Source organism: Legionella sp. PATHC035 (genome assembly GCF_026191115.1).
Classification (GTDB): domain Bacteria; phylum Pseudomonadota; class Gammaproteobacteria; order Legionellales; family Legionellaceae; genus Legionella.
In genome coordinates this window covers 1,399,741-1,418,802 of record NZ_JAPHOT010000001.1, presented here as the reverse complement: position 1 = coordinate 1,418,802, position 19,062 = coordinate 1,399,741, and the positions used below count along the sequence as shown (strand labels likewise).

Here is a 19,062-nt window from a genome sequence, read left to right as displayed (position 1 = left end):
TGTGTCAATAAAAATTAAACAAAAAATATCCACAATGTCAAAATTTTGACAATAGAGTCCCTTGAATTTTTGAACATATTTTAAAATTCAATTTAACTATGCCAATTTTTTGTCATATTGTTTAAGTTCTTTCTCTACTTTATTCCAATCAATCTCTTCAATTCGCTCCACTTTGTCGCATATTTTATTTAAAAATTGTGCTTGTAACTCACCATGTGCTTGTGCTTCAGCATATGGGGTATTGGTAAACATGACCAAAACGTGTTTTGAAACATAATGTTCTGGATATCGATGCATTAATTCGTGTTCCAGCTGTTTCTTTAAGTTAAATTGCTTGTCTCTAATATCAATTTGAATTTCATGGAAGTTATCCAGAGACATTTGAGCCACTGCATCTGTATTTACTTTCCTTGATTGGTAAAATGCCCGCATGACTTGCTTCCAGTCATCATGATATTTATCCAGAAGGTCATTTAAAATACGACAGTCTTCAAAAGCACTATTCATTCCCTGACCAAAGAAGGGGACTACACCATGAGCGGCATCTCCGATTAATAAGCATTGATCTTGGTAATACCAAGGGTCACATTTTATGGTACTCATATTACCCATAGGGTGTTGCGTAAATTCTTCCAATAAATGAGGCATTTGCGCGTACGCATCTGGAAAGGACTCTTTAAAAAAGGCATTGATTTTCAATTCATTTTCCAGTTCAGCAAAGCTGTTTTTTCCTTCAGTGGGCAAGAACAAGGAGCCTGTAATTGACTGGTTCAAATTCGGATTGCCCAGCAATAAAAAAGCATCTCTTGGCCACAGGTGTAAATGTTCGTGAACGAGATGGTTTTGCGCAGGCTCTCCAATGGAAAGCTCTTTGTATCCATAGGGTAGGAACGTGCGTGAGGCATGAACCAAATGTTTTGCCCTTAATTGTTCACGCACGCAGGAACCTGCGCCATCCGCACCAATTAAAAGCTCATATTTTTGTTTGATGCAGGAACCATCGGATAATTCAAAAGTGACCCTTTTTTTGTCAACATCCAAATCAATGAGTTTCCTGTTGAAATTGAGTTTAACCTTAGGAAATTTTTCTAATTCGTTCAGCAATAACATGTTGAGTTCATTGCGTTGAATGGCATTGATGTATTCATCATGATGCCGTCCAAAGGATTGGAATTTGATTTGTCCCTGGAGTTCATGAATCGCACGGGCGCGCATAGGTACCATGAGCTTTTTCACTTGGGGCATGATCCCTACCCCTTCCATGCCAGTAATGCCACGACATGACAAAGCCAGGTTAATGGAGCGACCATCATCAGTACTCATGAATCTTAGATCAGGCCGTGCATCAACAACCTCAAGTTGATAATCTCTTTTGGCCAAATAGAGTGCGAGTAAAGTTCCTGCCAAACCCGATCCAATAATGGTTACCTCTTTCATCCAATTCTCCTTAAAACAATCGCAGCTGCACGTGAGACCAGGTTTCACTACAGCCATTTGAGGAAATATTTCTTCGCCCTTGAAGGATGTCCGCAAGGGCGAATGGGGGCATTACAAAGCATGAACCTTCACCCCTATCCCTTCCCACAAGCGGGAGAGGGGATTCTTAAGGTGATGTCAGCGACTTCTGCCCCTGTTTTGCTATTTCCTTTAATGCAGTAAACCGGTACCCAATCATATCAGGTAACAAAAGTACTGCGATTGCATGTTTCAATTAATCAATCAATGCCACATAAAAAACTCTCTTAATACTTCTCAGCCTAATTTTTACCAGCAAAAATCATACCGATTTGAAAGAATCATAGGAAATATAAATAGAACATCATAGCGAGCGACCTGAGTCATCCCGATTCTCCATGTCCCTCGCGACGTTCGGGATGACGTTTAGAAGTTTCTAATATATCGGAGAGATGACTTAGAGGCAGCTTGGGGTAATGTCGAGTTGGAGCGATTCTATAGATGACGAAGAATAAATTCGCTTAATTCTTCCGGTTTTTGAGGCATGGCAAAATAATATCCCTGAGCGTAATCACAACCATGTTGCATAATAAATTCACGTTGTAAATCGGTTTCTACTCCTTCAGCGAGTACCTCTAAATTTAAGCTATGCCCTAAGTTGATGATGGCTCGCGTAATGGCGGCATCATTTTCCCGGTTGACTAACTCACTAATAAATGAACGATCAATTTTTAATTTATCTACCGGAAATTGCTTGAGATAAGATAAACTCGAGTAACCAGTACCAAAATCATCGATGACTAATTTTGCCCCCATGTCTTTTAACTCATACATGGTTTCCACAGCATGTTTTACGTTATCCACAAGTAAACTCTCAGTAAGTTCCAATTCCAGGAATTTGGCCGGCAAGCCTGTTTCGAGAAGGATTTTTTCAATGACTTCAGATAAATGTGCTTGACGGAATTGCCGTCCCGAAATATTTACAGCAACTGTTAACTGATCATAACCTTGAGTATGCCATCGTACCAGTTGGCTGCAGGCTTCGCGCAAAACCCACAGACCAATATCAAGAATTAAACCATTTTCTTCAGCCATGCTAATAAAATCATTGGGTGGTACATCACCCAGAATATGGCTGTGCCAGCGCAACAAGGCTTCAAAGCCAATGATTTTGTTTGTAGCTAAATTGATAAAGGGTTGATATACCAGATGAAATTCATTTCTCTTGAGTGAATCACGTAACGCATTATCAAGTTGCATGCGGTTAATGATGCGCATGTTCATCTCTTTATCATAAGTGCGATAAGTATTGCGGCCGCTGTCTTTGGCATGATACATCGATAAATCGGCACTTTTCATTAAAGACTCATAATCATCACCATCTTTAGGAAAATAGCTAATACCGATGCTGCCAGTAATTTTTAAATTGTGCTGATCAATTTGAATGGGTCTGGCGATTGAAGTGAGAATTTCTTCTGCCTTTTGTTGCGCTTGCAGTTCAGTTGCCACATCTTGTAATAAAATGACAAACTCATCACCCCCTAAGCGGCAAACGGTATCAAAATCATCAGTAGCAATAAGTAAACGGTTGGACACTGCTTGTAACAGTCGGTCGCCAATGCTATGTCCCAAAGTATCATTAGTCATCTTGAAATGATCCAGATCAAGAAATAAAAAGCCTAACATCGAACCTTTTTTCTTCGCTTGTAAAATCGCTTGATCCACACGGTCGATTAATAATACTCGGTTAGGTAATTCAGTGAGCGAATCGTGAGTTGCTTGTTGAATTAATTGTTGTTCCATCTCACGTCGTTGGGTAATGTCATTAAGAATACAGACATAATGTTTGACGTTATCAAATGAATCCCTAACGGGAGCGACACTCACTTCGGCCCAGAACACTTCGCCGTTGCGCCGGTAGCTTTCCAACTCCACGGTCTCTTCACGTAGTTCCTTAATTGCCAGGTTAATTCGCTTTTGATTGACATGTTCCATTTTGCTGCCATGCAAAAAGGTAAGATTTTGTCCTAATATTTGTCGTTCACTGTATCCGGTGATGCGCTCGAAGGCTTTATTAACGTAAATAATCGGCAAATTGGGTTTGGAAATATCAAGGATAACTACACCATGCGTACTTGCTTCAATGGCACGCTCTCGGATGCGCAGCTCATCTTCCTCCATGAGTTTTTGCGTTATATCCCTAAAACTGTATACTCTGCCAACAATTTCAGAACCTATTCGTTGTGGTTGGGTAAAACGCTCAAAAATTCGTCCGTCTTTAAAATGTAAAACAGGTAATTCTCCCTGCCATTCTGGATTTTCATAGAGATACTTCACATCGGCAATGACCGCTTCGGGGTTACTCAGCTGCTGTAATATGTATTCAAAACCGATACTTTCGGTGCCTGATTCCAACATATGAGAAGGAATTCGCCACATTTCCACGAACTTTTGATTCCAATCCACCACCTGTCCTTTACCATTAACCATCATGATGCCATCAGCGGTGGATTCAAGTGTAGCGCGCAACAAGGATAACGATTTTTCCAATTCTATATTTTTTTCAAGAATATTATGGGTCTTCACATTAATATTTTCTGACAGTGGGGCTTTAATAGAGCGCTGAAACTCAGGTTGTGTGTGATACCATTTTTCAAGGAGCGTGGATAGATTAGGAGTTGGTGTAATCATTCCTAATTCCTCGCATACATTCGTAAGCGATGGTTCTCGGCCTTGTTTTTTCACTCTTTCTGCGGCGTTAGCCACTTTTTGATAGTCTATTTGACGTCTGGTCATGATCCCTCACTCATCCCCTCAACTACTTACAAATTGGTGCATCTGCTGCTCTGATCCAGTTTTATCTTAAAGTATATACTGTGAATGCATTTTTTGCTTAAACATACAGCAGGTGAGAAATTCTTTTGTCACCTTGCAGGATTCTTTGGATTAAGACTTGTGACAAGACAAAAATAGATGAAAATAAAAATGAGGAAGTATTGAGAAGCTGAGGAATAAAGAGTTCCCGCTCTCGCGGGAAAGGAGATGTAATTCTTTTATTTTTTTCCTGGAGCAGCTGGAGCTGGAACGGATGGGGGTTGGGATGCTTGTTTGCTTGCTAATTGTTGCACTTGAGCATTTACAGTTTGTATTTGCGTCTGTAGCTGACTTTGTACTGTTTTTATCTGATTTTGTAATTGAGTATTTACCGATTGAATTTGTTGTTGCAAATCAGCTTGTACTTTTTTAATTTGCTCCTGCAGCTGGGTGTTCATCTGTTGGGTTTGCTGTTGTTGATCGGTTTGTAATTGTTTTAACTGGCTCTGAATTTGTGTATTAAATTGTGATATGTCATTAGCAAAAGCAATATTAGCTAAAAAGACCATACAAAAAAGCGATTTTGCCCAAATTTTCATTACCATTCCCTTAATTGAAAAAATAATCGGTCTTAATACTTTACCTAATCCTCTATTAATTGACTAGAACCTATTTACATTTCTATTCCCTTAGCCTAAATGACTGATTTTTCTGTATTCTCTGCGTCTCCCGAGCGAGAGATGAGGGAGCCTGTTCGCTTGGCTGCACATTTATCGTTTAAATCCCAAATAGCAGAGGATGATGCCAATGATCAGATCAAATCCGGCAGCGCTGTAGGCAATACTATTATTTTGCACAAATAAAAGGGTCGCTCTATCAACATAATGCGGATAAAAAATCATATTTGCCCCTTTTAATAGGATAATCCAGGCAATAATCGTAATTAAAAGTCGCCAGCTCCATTGCCAAACATTATGAGCTACAACCATCAGTAAACCCACGGTAAAAGTCCAAAACCCCAGGACGAGCATTAATGGACCATCCTTTAACAACTCTTGGACATACAGGGTAAATTGATGCAGGTTGATTAAAATGGCCAAGCTGACCACAATGAGATAAATCCCAAGGACCTTACTTAAAAACTTCGATGTGTCCATTTGAGCACTCCTGTTATTCCTCTTATAACTCAAGTGTAGCGCAATAGAAATTTTGTGAGTGTTGTCGCCTGGATGCCGAAAGGAAAGTCGTGTTGAAATAGGTTAAATCTTGACCGCACAAAAAAACTTTGCTGGTTATTTGGGCCAAGGCCCAAGCTTCATCCAATGCAGATTATGAAGTTTCCTTGCGGTGCTAGTGCACCAATACCTCATGTCTTTGTTCTTCCTCCGCCACTTTCATGACATTTCGTGGGTTTGGTGGTGGGAATAAGCTTTGACTTTGCGCATAGGTACGTGCTGAAAAATACTCTTCAGTCAAAGTTTTTGCCTTCTCTACAAGTAATTGAAATTTTTCAGTGAGTATTTGGATGAATTCGTTGAAGTCATAATGGCTTAATTCGGCCAACATAAGACGATTATCGAGTGCTTTGGATAATGGTTGTCTGCCGTGAAATGTGGTTGGGTTTTGGGTCCCAATGAGGCAAAAGCCGGGTTTTTTAGGCGGATTTCCTTCAAGGTCATAGCCTGAAAGTAATGCGTTAAGTAGTTCTTCATGCACTTGGGTATTAAATTCCTCAATAAAAACGACTTGTCCTTGATGAAACGCATCTAAGAGTTTCGCTTGTACTTCTTTAGGATTGGTTGGGGCAATGGTGTTGTATTCAACCCCTTTTGCTTTCAGCAACGCATAGACGAGTTGACTTTTACCTAGACCCGGCTCTGCTTCAAGAATGATTCCATTGATACCCAATTCCTGATCCCAAAGACCTTTTATCTTTTTCTCTCGAATAAGCAACAACATTTCGATGCTTAATGCTATTTTCTTGCGTGATTCAGTCCAGATGAATTTTTTATCCTTCGTTTGCGGCTGTAATTGTTCCAGAACCTCTTTGAGTGTCGATTTTTTTTGTTTCCAGCTTTTTTCCTGCTTTATGTCAAGACGAATGGATTGGCTGAGTTTTTTATCGAGATTTAATGTTTTGATTTCGCTTAAAATGGCATATCGCATGAGAAAATCATGGGATAGCAATTGAGTGTGCGGCAACTCTTTTAAGATGAAAAACCGCAGACACATCATTTGCGCATTACGGGAGGTAATATTCAGTCCGGCAGCTTGTGCTTTGATATAGTAGGTTTGAATGAGATGCAACAAGCTTTTTGCATCATCATAGTCCTCAAGTAAAGGACTTAAAATGTTATCCAAGCGTTGCCCTTCAAAGGACATATAATGGGGGAAGCGTCTGAATAAATCAGGCTCAAAACGTCCCTCATAATGAGTCGGATTTCCAGCAAAGATAATTTTATGTTTTTTTAATGGGTAACAGGTTCCTTCATACCAAAACTCTTGCTCACCTCGCGCTAGTGCTTCGAACAACGCATAATGATTCTGACTGATATTCGCTTCATCAAGAAATAATATGGGTTGTCTTGCATCCTGATGCTCAAGCCAGTTTTTTACTCCAGCCAATCCATGATAGATTTTGATGGGTTTTAGATGTTGCTTACCGAACTGAGGCAGGATTTTCTGGACAAAATAGCTTTTCCCAGCCCCAGTTTTACTCGTTAGAAACACCAATGAATGATCGTCCAGATAGTTCATCACCATTTCAGGAGTAGTTGGCTCCGTATGGTCAGGAAGAATTCCCGCTCGGTGCTCTAGTCGCTGGATTAAATGATTTAGCCATTTTGAATGCTGAGCGGGGTCTTTTGGCAAATCAATAAAATGGCTATGACATGCTGTCAGTTGGAGCTTTTGGTAGGTTTTCTTTAACTGTTCTGCTAAACCAGGCGTTAAGCGGGCGAAATCTTCTTCAGGCTTGTACTCATGGGTTGTCTTATGGACGGCTTTAAATGGAGCTGCATGGTCAGTAATTAAGGTGATGTTTGGCGCCGAAACGGCTTCACCATTGACCCAAAGTGTGGGTGGATCAACGAAGAGGGTCTGTACTTGTTGGGCAAAAGTTGTTGCGAATTGTCCTTTGAGAATTACCGGTTTGCCCCCTTTAATGGCTTTTAGTAATTCAGTGTCTTCCCCTTTAAATTGTTTGTCTTTCAATGATACGTGAAAGAACAAACTGTTAAAATTGGTTTTAGGATCGACATTGATGGTGATGGCGCCTTCCGGTTTATATTTTTCCTGTGCATCATCTAAATCATTGGAAATAATGAGCCGATTCTTTTGTCCTAATGGTTCGATGGGAATGACCCATTTTTTTAATGGCTCAGGAATGAATACCTTTGGTGTTGCTTTAATCGTTAGGGCGCAGGATGCTGTTTGGGCTTCCCTTAAGAGGCTATACCACTGGATTTCAGTTAAATTATCGGTGACGATCAATTCAAAAGCAGAATCTGCAGCAAAAAATCCTGGAAGCGGCTTCAGTGTATGCTGGTTAGTGATTTTGTATTGATTGGAAAATAAGGGCAGAGTGGTCTGGTTAACAATGCGCTTTCTTTTAGGCGTTTCTTTAGGCGTAATAACCTCGGGATAAGTACTCAAATCAGGTTGGGCAAATACCAGGTGAAAATCCTTGTGCAACTCGTGCCATTCACCATTAAAGAAAAAGCGCTTTTTAGCCAATAATTCTTGGATCAAGAAACGGAATTTAGGGTCTTCAAATGGCGCATGATGCAACACTAACTTAGAGGTTTGATTTTGAGATGCTTTCATAAGTGCACCCGGTGCAATCTCTAAAGTGCCCTCATTAAAAGTATGCCGTCCCAGAAAAATGGACTCCCAATGGAGCGGCGAAGCAAAAAGAACATCATCATCGCTTATCGGTTGATTGAGTTTAATATCTGGCAAAACGATAGCAGGGAGTTCAGGCGCTTGGCTGATTGCATCGAAACGCGAATAAAAATCATCACCCATTTTGTATGCGGAGCGTTCATCCATTCCTACGACAAGATGCACATTCGGTGGGATAGGGAGACCTCCGAGATTACGGTCTTCATTATCAATAATGCTGTTTAAGCTGACATGACGTGCTTTGGGGTCAGACCAGTTAATGAACCACGTAAAGGATTCATGCGGATTTAATGTTGCATTCTTTAAAAATTGACTTATTGGGCTATCTACTTGCTGATCCTTGTTATGCTCGACCCGGGTGTTATGAAGCACCAGCGAATCCAAGTCACGTGAAAACAACGTGTTTTTGCACAATAAGGACGCTTGATGCAGGGCTTCTATGCCTTGATTGTTTTTAAAAATAAGCCATTGTCTTGCATACGAATCGTTGGCAGTAAGTTTCTGTGCCAGTTCATCCGCATTTTGGGCTTGAATAGGGAAGTTATTCCAGGTTTGAAATCGATTACTTGCTTTCAAAGGAGGAACGGGTTGTTTTGATTTTTCTACTGCCTCTTCATTTGTCTTTGCTTCATGTCTTTTTTTAACTGGTGTCATAGGCAGGTTAATAATATTCGCTGCCCCTCCACCTAAATTCAGAGTAAAATGGGCGTTTTTATAGTGCACCTTTGCGAATTGATGCACGTCGTTATCAACCAGACTGGCATTGATGTTCAATGCATCCGCCAGAGCGGAAAAAAGTTGCGCACGGTGTCTGCAAACCCCAGCACGTTGTTGAATTAAAGTATTCAAAACATCAATGACATTACCTTTTATATCCGATTCTGCGGATTCTTTTTCAAAGCGGCAATATTCGGCTAATGCTTGAATACGTTGTCTGACATCAAGTTGCAACAAACTTCGATATGCTTCACAGTCAACTAATTTCCCTGTTGCATCAAAAGATAATTGGGATATCCATTGGAGATGTTCTTTAGGAGCCTGTTGGTCGAGGGTGAAATCAATATTATTTTCTGGTTCAAGAATGTAATTCACCAGACAAGATTCTACTTTTTTATTGAATTTGATGAAGTAATAACCTGAAAGCTTACACCTTTTAATTTCATAATCGGGATGTTCTGCTGCATAGCTAATGAGTGTATCGTAGGCACTTAAAGCAGGTAATTGAAGCCATCTACCGACTTGGGGATTTTCAAAAATAAATTGCCCATACACCGAATTTTTTGCTGTATCTGGATGGTCAAACTGTTCTTCTAATTGTTGTATCGTGCATTTTAAGGATTCAGAAACGGGTACTAAATGTTCTTCTGCAGGGATATAGGGTCTGAAGCTTTTGCTGGGAGCAAGCCAAAAAAATGACTCAAGGTGATAGTCTGAAACTAGAGGATCTGGACCTTCTTTGGCTCTGAAAATTGTTCGCGCCGGTAAGGTGGGGATGTGATCGTTTTTACCAATATTTCCATCAAGCGATAGAGAGCCATCACTCGGTACCACCAATTCTTGGGAGCTATTTGAGCTGTCTTCTAAAAATTTTATTTCAATTTGTGGATAACTGTCTTTGAGCCATTGTGATGCCAGTCGTTCCATTTTATTTTTGGGATTAGGAAAGGATATTGATTTTAAATTAGGTGCCACTTTTATTAATTGATTTAATTCGGCAAAGCTCAATGCCTCTGAAGTAAAGGTAATGTGCGTTAAAAAAGGAAGCGATCCTGGATTCAAACGATTAAGCAGGTCAAGGAGATTATCGGGATTATTAATTTTAATCTCATGTAAATGAGGTGCCGCTAGTAAAAGGTTGAGTAATTGTTTGGTGTTTAGATTACTTTGAAGGGCAATGAACGCTTTTAAATGGGGTAGTGAATTGGGTGCAACATTAATTGAGTCCATTTCAATGAAGCAATCCGACATTTCAAGATGAGTTAAATTCGGAGCACAATCCAAGAGATTTTCGAGTTGTCCCGCAGTCATTAATCCCCGTGTGATAACCATTTTCTTTAGGGCTTTGAGCGGATTATCTAATTGAATTAGAGGCGCTTCATATTCCATCCAATCAAACCCGGATATGATTAATAATTCAAGACTGGGAGCTGAGTTAACCAGGGTATAGAGATCATCAAAAATAAGACTTGCATTGACGCACAATTCCTTTAAATGAGTCAGTGGCGCATTAATTGTAAGTGGGCTATCCCAGGGGCCATAACACTTAGATAAATTGAGCTCCGTTAAATTGGAGGTTGCATTAATTAAATCGCTGATTTGAGAGATTGCCATCCACTCATTGACCAGAGAAATGGTCTTTAAATGAGTTAATTTTTTAGGATTAAGTGCTAGCGGCGTATGATGTTTCACCGAGCCATTCAGAAGACAAAGAGATACCAAATGAGGTGAGTTATTTAATAAAGTAGCAAGATACTGTGCAGAAAATCGCACTTCTTGTGCGAAAAAAAATCTTAAAGTAGTCGTTAAAAGAACTTCATCATCCGGGTCTTCTTCTGCTTCATCGGGGCCAAATTCACAACAGTCTATGGACAGTGAAAAGAGGTTTTCTCTTCGGTTGAGAAAAGAAAATAAGGGTAATCTGTTGTTGGCCAAAGAAATATGGGTTGGTTTTTTGAGTAAGTCAGGATAATTTTGTAGTAAATAGGAACGATAAAGATTATCGCGTCCTTCAGCAGTATGTAGTGCTTGAGCCGATTGCAAAAAAGTGGGAATTGGTTCTCCTGGTTTTCTGTTGGAAATTTTTTCCTCAAAATGCACGTATTTTTTTCGCCAATCTATATCCGGATTAGGTGCAGTATCAAAAGACCATTCCAGGGCACTGTTTAAATCACTTTTGCACATTTCGCTGTAACCCAGTTCGCTGTACAGATGCACAAAATCGAGGGTGATGAAGTTGATAAAATGAAAGAAAGCAGTAGGGGAGTCTAAAATTTTCGCACAAAGATCATCAAATCCAGGTCCATCCAAAAAAGTAATGCGATCGCCGACAAGATTTAGTTTTTTTAGCTGGGCAGTTTCTTCAGTTGGATCTAACTTATGATATAGCTTATCGATGAGCGCCACTTGTGCCTCATCCTCTATTTTTTTAAAACCCTCCTGAGTCGGAAGGTATACGGAAAAATTATCTTCAATTAATTTACTGATAACACGTTGTTTCAATTGAAAGTTTTTTGATGATTCATTTAAATTACATTGGAGAATGATTGTCTTTTTTTCAAGTTGGGAGGCTCCTATAGCGATGGTATCCCAGCATTCTGGATTGTCTGCGAGCGCTTTATCAAGGTTCAGGACCCCACCATTGGGTTCAACAGATGATTCAATGGTTGGTGATTGATTCTTTTCATACAACAAGCCTAGCTCTTCGAGTATTTCAGTCTGGGTTTTCATTTAATTCCTGAACTTTATTTTATCTATGATGCGTATTTTTAATGTAAAAAAGAGTAATTATATATTGTTTGTTGGATTTTTGGGCATTTTTTAAAAAATGATTTAGTGTCCATTCGGTATCATTATTCCGTATAGGAATGATTCATTCAGAGCGAGGGGCGAGGAGCGACCTTATATTTGAGGTCACGCATGCGATCCTTCCCCCCAAAGGAGAGAAGGTACACTTAAAGGGTGGATGAAGGGGAATTTCTTCTAAAACATCCCATTACTATTTGCTGATTCAGCGGGAATGGATTGAATCACGTCCCAATGCTCATAGATTTTATTGTTTTCTAGACGAAAAATATCCACTATAGCCCGTCCTTTTGTTCCCGGTTCTAGAACAGAGTGAACATGGACAATCACATAATCTCCATCGGCAAGAATACGTTTGATTTCACTGTGTGATTGAGGGTATGTATTTTTGAGGTAATTAATGTAATTTTTTAAGCCTTCAATTCCATCCTGAGCCATAGGATTATGTTGAATATACCATGCCCCCAGGTAATTTTGTGCCGCATCAAAGTCTTTTTCATTCAATGCTTTTTGATAAAATTGGCTTACGGTGTGTTTATTTCTCTCTTGAAGAGATCCTGCGACTCCAGAAATTGAGTGAATCAATAAACCGCTCGTTATTAATGACATCAGTATTTTTTTCATTATTGCTCCTTTTTAATCTAACAAATTGATTATAAATGGCTATTTAAATTAAAAAAGCGCATAATTTTGGTCAAATGTATCTAATTTTTAGATGGATTGGAGTGGTGAATGATGACTAAGGTCACTTTGGAACAATGGAGGACATTACAAACCGTAATCGACGAGGGCAGCTTTGCTAAAGCAGCAATAAAATTGCATAAAAGCCAATCCAATATCAGCTATACGATTGCCAAACTTCAGGACATGTTAGGGTTGCAATTAATGCAGCTTGAGGGACGTAGGGCTGTGTTGACTGAACAAGGAGTGGAAATTCTAAAGTTGTCGCGACAAATTACCCGGGCGGCAAAAAATGTTGAACTTGCGGCGCTTAATTTGAAATCAACCTATGAAAAATCATTACGCCTCGCCATTGATGAGATTTTCCCATCATCTGTATTAATGGCCGTACTGCACCAATTCGCTCAGGAAAATCAATGGACTAAGCTGATTATCCATCAAGGCTTGTTATCAGGTCCTAGTGATCAATTAGTTCAGGGGGATGTAGAACTTGCTGTTATTTCAAAAATTCCAGAAGGTTATACAGGGAATAAATTAATGGACGTGCATTTTCGTCCATACGCTCACAAAGACAGCCCCTTGCATCAAAAACAGGTTACTCTCGAAGATCTCTACGAGGAACGTTATCTCATCGCTCAGGATTCTGGAGCCAATAATAAACGAAATGAAGGTTGGTTAGGTTCTGAATTTCATTGGAAGGTAAGTACCTTGGAAATGAAAGTTCAATGTGTAGCGCATGGAATAGGTTTTGCCTGGCTTCCACAGCAAATGGTTGAAACGAGGAATTTACCGATCCTGCCTCTGGTTATGGAGGAAAATAACATCAGAACCTACCCAGTTTATTTAGTGCACCACCAACCCCAAGAAATGGGGCCATCAGCAAAACATTTAATTGGGCTCTTTAAAAAATACTCGTCCAACTGCAATGAGTTGTAGCAAAGTTTGGTGGTTTTAAAATCATGGTATTTTAGTGAAGACAGTTGAATTGGAAGTCAGCCCTAATGACACCAGGCATAAATTGGCCTATAAAATAGATTAAGGCCACCCTTAATAAAGAGAACTTTATGAACTTTACAAAAAAGAATCTCATGCTCTGCGGGTTGATGATTTTATTTTCCGTTAACGCTCAGAGTATGACTGAAAACGGGGCACCATCTGATTCAGATGCAGCGCGAATCGCCATGTTAGAGAAAGCACTGGCGCCTCAGAGGCTGGATGGAGTAGCGGACTTATTTGCGAAAGCAAATAAACAACGTAATGGCGCCGTCCAATTCATGTTATTTTCGGATCAATTAAAAAAGAAATTTAAAGATCAATGGCCTTATTGGGTTTCCGGGGTTTCTAGCCCTTGGATTACTTCCTATAAGATTAAAAAAATGGCACAAGGTAAAAATTCCTGGAAATTTGAAATCACTTATCAATGGGCAACTGCTGACGGTCCTTTTAATCCCCCCCTGGTTCAGACCATAGTCGTAGTGCCTGTGCCTAAAAATATCAATTCATCACAAAAATTTTGGATCACTGAATTTAATGAGAAATAGCTTCCCGATACTATAATTATCTCAAGTACCTGTTTAAGGAATAAACAATGCATGATGGAGAGGATGTAATAAAAGAAGATATTCAAAACATTTTATTTAGGAATGGGGTTTCTACTCATGAATTCAAAATAACAATAAAGAACGGTTCAAGTTATGATCCCAACCAAATAGTCAGTACGCAGGTGTGGATAACCATTGAAAAGAATTCCATAAAAAAGCAATATGGTCTCTATCGAAGTAATTGGCCAGCTGATTTTGAAACGGATTTAAAAAATGGTTATTTTAACCACTGACATTTTAGACGTTCTGTAGTCTTGGGTGCAGGGACTTAGGGTATGTCGTGTGAATTAGTTCGAAAACCCGGGTTACGGCGTTGCGTTCACCCAGGCCTCCATTGAAACTTGATAACTCTTGTTTTATTTCCTTAATGCAGCGATTCCCAGTGTCGCAGCAACGCCTAAAATTACTCCTACTCCAATAGTGGTTGGAGAGAAAAAGCTATAAGGATTTACTGCATTCTCTTTTTCTTGCTTATTCTCTTGCAAGGGTAACCCAAGTTTTGTGTCCTGCGCTTCATCTCCTGAACTTGGCGATTTTTCTTTAGGACTAGTAGATTGCGTTTTTGAAAATTTGTCCTCCGCGATTTTTTCGCTGGAGTCATAAAAAATTTCATGTTTAATAATCTCTATGCCACTAGGTGTTATCGGTTTGCCTACTATCGCAGTTGCTTCAATTTCTGTATATCCATTTTGTTGTAATTTTGAAATCTCATCATTTAATATTTCTTTGGTGGGAGAAAAACTTTCCCCAATCTGGAGATGTTCCTCATCTATTTTTCCTTCCGTCTTATTGTCATTCCAAGAAACAGTTTTTTTCTCTTTCTTGGTTGCTCCCATTGTCGTGGATTCGTATTTCTTTTGCATGAAAAACCTCATTACTATTAGCTAAAAATAAACCAATTTTAACAATAAATAATTAAGGAAATATGAGCTGAATCTTTTGTGAGTATTTGAGTGAATCAAAGATATTCCGTTAATTATGCAGGTCCTCTATTAAAATCAGACCTAAACGTTTAATTCAACTATACTTAGAAAAGCAAAATAGGAGTCAATTCCATTTACGGGATGCATACGGATGAACCAAGAATATCATCGGGAGATCATTTATGAGTATTGATAGGGAAGCCTATACTCCTTATGTCCCCGTGCAATCACCGTTGTGGAGAGTATTGATACCACCCACAGCTTTATTCCTAATCTGTATTTTAATCGAGTATAAAACCAACTTTCTGGTGTTTCACACGCTGACTGAGTTAATTTCGGTGTTTATCGGATTAACTGCAATGACTGTAGCCGCCACAACGACACAATTCACCAGAAATCAGTTTGTGGTTTTTATTTCTTTTGCTTTAGGTTGGGTGACACTCCTCGATATCGCCCATATGCTCTCGTATAAGGGAATGGATTTATTACCCCAAGGGGGAGGTAATTTAAGTACTCAACTTTGGATTTCTGCCCGTCTTCTTCAGGCTTTATCTTTTCTTTTTGCGATTTATTTTTTTAAGCATTCCATGAAGATTTGGGTGATTAATTTGATTTTTTTTTTTAATAGTCTTGGCTTTTTTTGTTGCCATTTTTTCAGGTCATTTTCCAACCACCTATATTGATAATTATGGGGTGACTTGGTTTAAGCTTTATTGCGAATGGGGGGTAATTTTTATTTTGACGATGACCCTCATATTACTTTGGTATGAGCAAGGCTTTATATCAAAAGAGCTTCGCTTCTATATGAGCCTGAGTTTAGTCTCCATGATCCTTTCCGATTTAGCATTGTCAGATTATAAAAATTTATTTGGCATACAGAACATAGTCGGCCACATTTTGAAAATATACTCATTTTGGTTTATTTATATTGCTTTAGTGGTACAAACCTTACGCCGACCTTTTGATATATTGGCACGTGCTGCAACAACTTACGATAATATTCCTGATCCAACGTTTATTGTTCAAGCTGAAGGCACCATTAGCCAAGCCAACGCTGAGGCAGGAAAATATACCCAGATTAAACCCGAGGAATTAGTAGGCCTATCTTCCCATGACCTGTTTCATAATCCGTCTGAAGCGATGGAGCACTGTGCCGTGTGTTCGCAACTGCCGTTCACAAGAGATAAATTTATTGTGGAAATTAAGACCGGAACAGGGGAATGGGTGGAATGCAGCTTGTCACCCATAGAATCTGATTTATTCCCTAATTCTTGGGTACAAATCGTAAAAAATATTACCTTTCGTAAAGCGCTTGAAGATGAGCGAAAAAAATTGACCTACGACTTGGGTGAACGGATTAAAGAACTTAAATGTCTTTATACCATTTCCAATTTAATTGCGCTCAGCAGTTTAAATATTAAAGAACTCTTAACAAAAACCGTTAATGAGTTACCTTCTGCTTTTCAATACCCTGAACGTATGGTTGCAAAAATAGAAAGTAGTTGGGGTGAGTTTAGTTCAAATCCTGATGCGGAAAAATTACCTTATCAATTGGAAAAGGCATTTAGACTTAATGGAGGAGCTGCAATAAAAATAAACGTTTATTATTGTGTTTCCCCTCCATCAGAGACCATTTTTTTACCGGAGGAAGTTGCCCTTATAGACTCAGTCGCGACTCTATTACAGACTGCGCTAACACGAGTGCACTCGGAACAAAAAGCAACCGAGGCAGAACAGCGATTTAAAGAAAGTGAAAAACGGTTCCAGGCATTTATTGAACAAGCACATGTTGGTGTCTATATCCGTAATAAAAAGCGATTTCTCTATGTAAATCCTCGCTTTTGTCAACTAGTTGGTCGAAATGAAAAAGATTTGTTATCAATTGGCTTGCTGGATTTGATCGAGGATGAATCAACCAGAAAATTAGTTCTGGAACAGTGGGAGCAATTAGATCACGCTCAATCGAGTATTACTTACAACTTACCTCTAACAAGAAAAAGCGACGGTGCCTCTTTAATTTTAAGAGTTGATACCACGGTCATATCCTGGAAGGGTAATTCTGAGTTTTTAACTATAGCCGATGATGTGACCGAAATTCAGCACGCAAGAGAACAAATAGATCGATATGTCGCTCAATTAGAAGCAGCGATAAAGGGAACTTTTCTCGCTGTGTCGTCGATGGTTGAACTCCGTGATCCCTATACCGCAGGCCATGAGCGTCGGGTGGGATTAATCGCAAAGGAAATTGGCAAAGAGCTCGGTTGGTCGGCTGAACGTTGTGCATCACTTGAACTCATGGGGTTAGTCCATGACATAGGGAAAATCTCAATTCCCGCGGAAATTCTCTCCAAGCCAACTCGATTAACCGCTGTTGAAATGGAGCTCATCAGGGGGCATCCACAAGCAGGCTATGATATTTTAAAAGATGTTCCACTTAAAGAACCTGTAGCCGAAGTAATCTTGCAACATCACGAGCGTCTTGATGGCAGTGGCTATCCTCGAGGACTGAAAGGAAAAGAGATTTTGCCTGAAGCCTTGGTGATCGCCGTAGCGGATGTATTGGAAGCAATGTCATCCCATAGACCCTATAGGCCCGCTTTAGGTGTGAAGGCAGCTGTTGCAGAAATTAGACGTGGAAGAGGGATTCAATATGATGAAGACACTGTGGATGCCGCATTAAAACTTATCGAACAAAATAAATTGCCACTGGAGCAGTAGAAGGAAAGAAGTATTGAATTTTTGCTCACCAAGACTTTATTGAAAAAATCATAGGCCATACCCGTCCATGCGGAAATGGCCTGGATGGAGTTTGCTAATTATCCTATTCTTCCACACTGTTTATTCCATCAAAGCGCTTACTCACGGAGGATGAGTGGGATTACTTATTCTCTTTATTAGACAATCTCTTAGAAATATCAGTATATTAGATGATATTTTTAATCCAAAGGTGTTCTATGTTTCGAAAAACCGCTCCTTGTTTTTTTGCAGTTGTCATCGATGCTTTAGGCTTTGGCCTCGTTTATCCAGTAATGACCGCTCTATTTACAGCGGAACATAGTCCTGTCTTGAGTGCCAATGCGAGTATGGCAGTAAAACATTTTTATTTGGGATTAAGTTATATGCTTTATCCCTTATGCATGTTTTTTGGAACTTCCTTTATGGGGGATTTATCTGATGTTTGGGGACGGAAAAAGGTATTATTGTTGTGCATGTTGGGAATAACTATTAGTTTTTTACTCATGGGGGCTGGAGTTGCTTTTTCTTGTTTGAGTTTATTACTTATTGGCAGGGCGCTTTCTGGTTTAATGGCGGGTAGCCAGCCTATAGCGCAGGCTTCCATTGCAGATTTGAGCACACCAGAGACTAAAGCCTTAAACATGAGTCTAATTTCTATGAGTTTTAGTTTTGGCTCCGTTCTGGGTCCATTACTCGGTGGAGTGATGTCGGATCAACAATTACTGCCTTGGTTTACTTTTACGACCCCTTTCTTGATGGCAGCATTCCTTGCGTTTAGCGCTTGGGTTTGGATCGAACTTGGCTATCAAGATACTGTTTTAGCTTTGTCTCATAAAAAAATATCCTTTTTTCGGCCAGTACAAATTTTCATAGAAGCATTTGAGCATCAATCCGTTCGCATTCTGGCATTGGTTTTTTTATTGATGCAAATGGGATTTAGCCTTTATTTTCAATTCATCATTGTCCATATGAAGACCGCTTACCATTACACCAATTGGCAATTGGGTGCAGTGCAGGGGATGATTGGTTTAGGTTTTGCTATTGGCATCCTTATCGGTATGCCCTTGTGTGTTAAACGATATAAGGTACAGCACATCGCTTTATATACCCTTGTACTGACGGGTTTGGGTCAGTTACTGGTTTATGTGATTCCTAATTCTTTGTTGCAATGGCCCTTAGCGGTGGTTATCGCAACTTTTGATATTATGGCATTTGCTTGTCTATTAACGTTATTCTCCAATGCCGTTGATGCCCAATCGCAAGGGTGGGTGATGGGGATATCGGGCGCTGTGATGGCTTTTGCCTGGATGGTTACGGGATTTGGATCCAATTTATTATCCCTTATCTCCAGTGCCGGTTTGATTGTTATCGGAGGCGTATTACTGCTCGCTTCAGCTCTCCTCTTACTAAAAAATAATTGAGAAAAG

13 protein-coding genes are annotated in these 19,062 nt (G+C 39.6%); 6 read left to right on the top strand and 7 right to left on the bottom strand.

The window, feature by feature from the left end:
- Positions 1 to 96: 96 nt before the first annotated feature.
- The 6 genes from OQJ13_RS06350 to OQJ13_RS06325 all read right to left on the bottom strand — a co-directional run bounded on the left by OQJ13_RS06350 (position 97) and on the right by OQJ13_RS06325 (position 12,318).
- Positions 97 to 1,437, bottom strand: coding sequence for an FAD-dependent oxidoreductase (locus tag OQJ13_RS06350; RefSeq protein WP_265710003.1), 1,341 nt, complete (start codon positions 1,435 to 1,437; stop codon positions 97 to 99).
- A gap of 513 nt (positions 1,438 to 1,950) precedes the next feature.
- The gene (locus tag OQJ13_RS06345) at positions 1,951 to 4,251 is read right to left on the bottom strand and encodes a bifunctional diguanylate cyclase/phosphodiesterase (RefSeq protein WP_265710002.1); all 2,301 of its coding nucleotides are present in this window, start codon (positions 4,249 to 4,251) and stop codon (positions 1,951 to 1,953) included.
- Between the two features lie 257 nt (positions 4,252 to 4,508).
- Positions 4,509 to 4,868, bottom strand: a complete 360-nt coding sequence (locus tag OQJ13_RS06340; protein WP_265710001.1) for a hypothetical protein — start codon at positions 4,866 to 4,868, stop codon at positions 4,509 to 4,511.
- A gap of 171 nt (positions 4,869 to 5,039) precedes the next feature.
- Positions 5,040 to 5,426 carry a hypothetical protein gene (locus OQJ13_RS06335; RefSeq protein WP_265709999.1) on the bottom strand — a complete coding sequence of 129 codons (387 nt, stop codon included), beginning with the start codon at positions 5,424 to 5,426 and terminating at the stop codon, positions 5,040 to 5,042.
- Positions 5,427 to 5,619: 193 nt separating this feature from the next.
- On the bottom strand, positions 5,620 to 11,619 hold the full coding sequence (locus OQJ13_RS06330; protein WP_265709998.1) for a hypothetical protein: 6,000 nt from the start codon (positions 11,617 to 11,619) through the stop codon (positions 5,620 to 5,622).
- A gap of 252 nt (positions 11,620 to 11,871) precedes the next feature.
- A complete protein-coding gene (locus OQJ13_RS06325) occupies positions 11,872 to 12,318 on the bottom strand; it encodes an ester cyclase (RefSeq protein ID WP_265709996.1) in 447 nt (148 codons plus the stop codon).
- A 108-nt stretch (positions 12,319 to 12,426) separates the two neighbouring features.
- Here OQJ13_RS06325 and OQJ13_RS06320 point away from each other — a divergent pair, with 108 nt between their 5' ends.
- The 3 genes from OQJ13_RS06320 to OQJ13_RS06310 all read left to right on the top strand — a co-directional run bounded on the left by OQJ13_RS06320 (position 12,427) and on the right by OQJ13_RS06310 (position 14,209).
- Positions 12,427 to 13,311 carry a LysR family transcriptional regulator gene (locus OQJ13_RS06320; RefSeq protein ID WP_265709994.1) on the top strand — a complete coding sequence of 295 codons (885 nt, stop codon included), beginning with the start codon at positions 12,427 to 12,429 and terminating at the stop codon, positions 13,309 to 13,311.
- A gap of 128 nt (positions 13,312 to 13,439) precedes the next feature.
- The gene (locus tag OQJ13_RS06315) at positions 13,440 to 13,916 is read left to right on the top strand and encodes a hypothetical protein (protein WP_265709993.1); all 477 of its coding nucleotides are present in this window, start codon (positions 13,440 to 13,442) and stop codon (positions 13,914 to 13,916) included.
- A 47-nt stretch (positions 13,917 to 13,963) separates the two neighbouring features.
- The gene (locus OQJ13_RS06310) at positions 13,964 to 14,209 is read left to right on the top strand and encodes a hypothetical protein (RefSeq protein WP_265709991.1); all 246 of its coding nucleotides are present in this window, start codon (positions 13,964 to 13,966) and stop codon (positions 14,207 to 14,209) included.
- A gap of 123 nt (positions 14,210 to 14,332) precedes the next feature.
- Here OQJ13_RS06310 and OQJ13_RS06305 read toward each other — a convergent pair whose 3' ends face one another.
- Positions 14,333 to 14,839, bottom strand: coding sequence for a hypothetical protein (locus OQJ13_RS06305; protein WP_265709989.1), 507 nt, complete (start codon positions 14,837 to 14,839; stop codon positions 14,333 to 14,335).
- Between the two features lie 242 nt (positions 14,840 to 15,081).
- On the opposite strand from OQJ13_RS06305, the gene OQJ13_RS06300 reads away from it, so the two are divergent.
- The 3 genes from OQJ13_RS06300 to OQJ13_RS06290 all read left to right on the top strand — a co-directional run bounded on the left by OQJ13_RS06300 (position 15,082) and on the right by OQJ13_RS06290 (position 19,056).
- A complete protein-coding gene (locus tag OQJ13_RS06300) occupies positions 15,082 to 15,582 on the top strand; it encodes an MASE3 domain-containing protein (protein ID WP_265709988.1) in 501 nt (166 codons plus the stop codon).
- Positions 15,583 to 15,592: 10 nt separating this feature from the next.
- Positions 15,593 to 17,617 carry an HD domain-containing phosphohydrolase gene (locus OQJ13_RS06295; RefSeq protein WP_416209904.1) on the top strand — a complete coding sequence of 675 codons (2,025 nt, stop codon included), beginning with the start codon at positions 15,593 to 15,595 and terminating at the stop codon, positions 17,615 to 17,617.
- A 236-nt stretch (positions 17,618 to 17,853) separates the two neighbouring features.
- Positions 17,854 to 19,056 carry an MFS transporter gene (locus OQJ13_RS06290; protein WP_265709985.1) on the top strand — a complete coding sequence of 401 codons (1,203 nt, stop codon included), beginning with the start codon at positions 17,854 to 17,856 and terminating at the stop codon, positions 19,054 to 19,056.
- Positions 19,057 to 19,062: the final 6 nt, after the last annotated feature.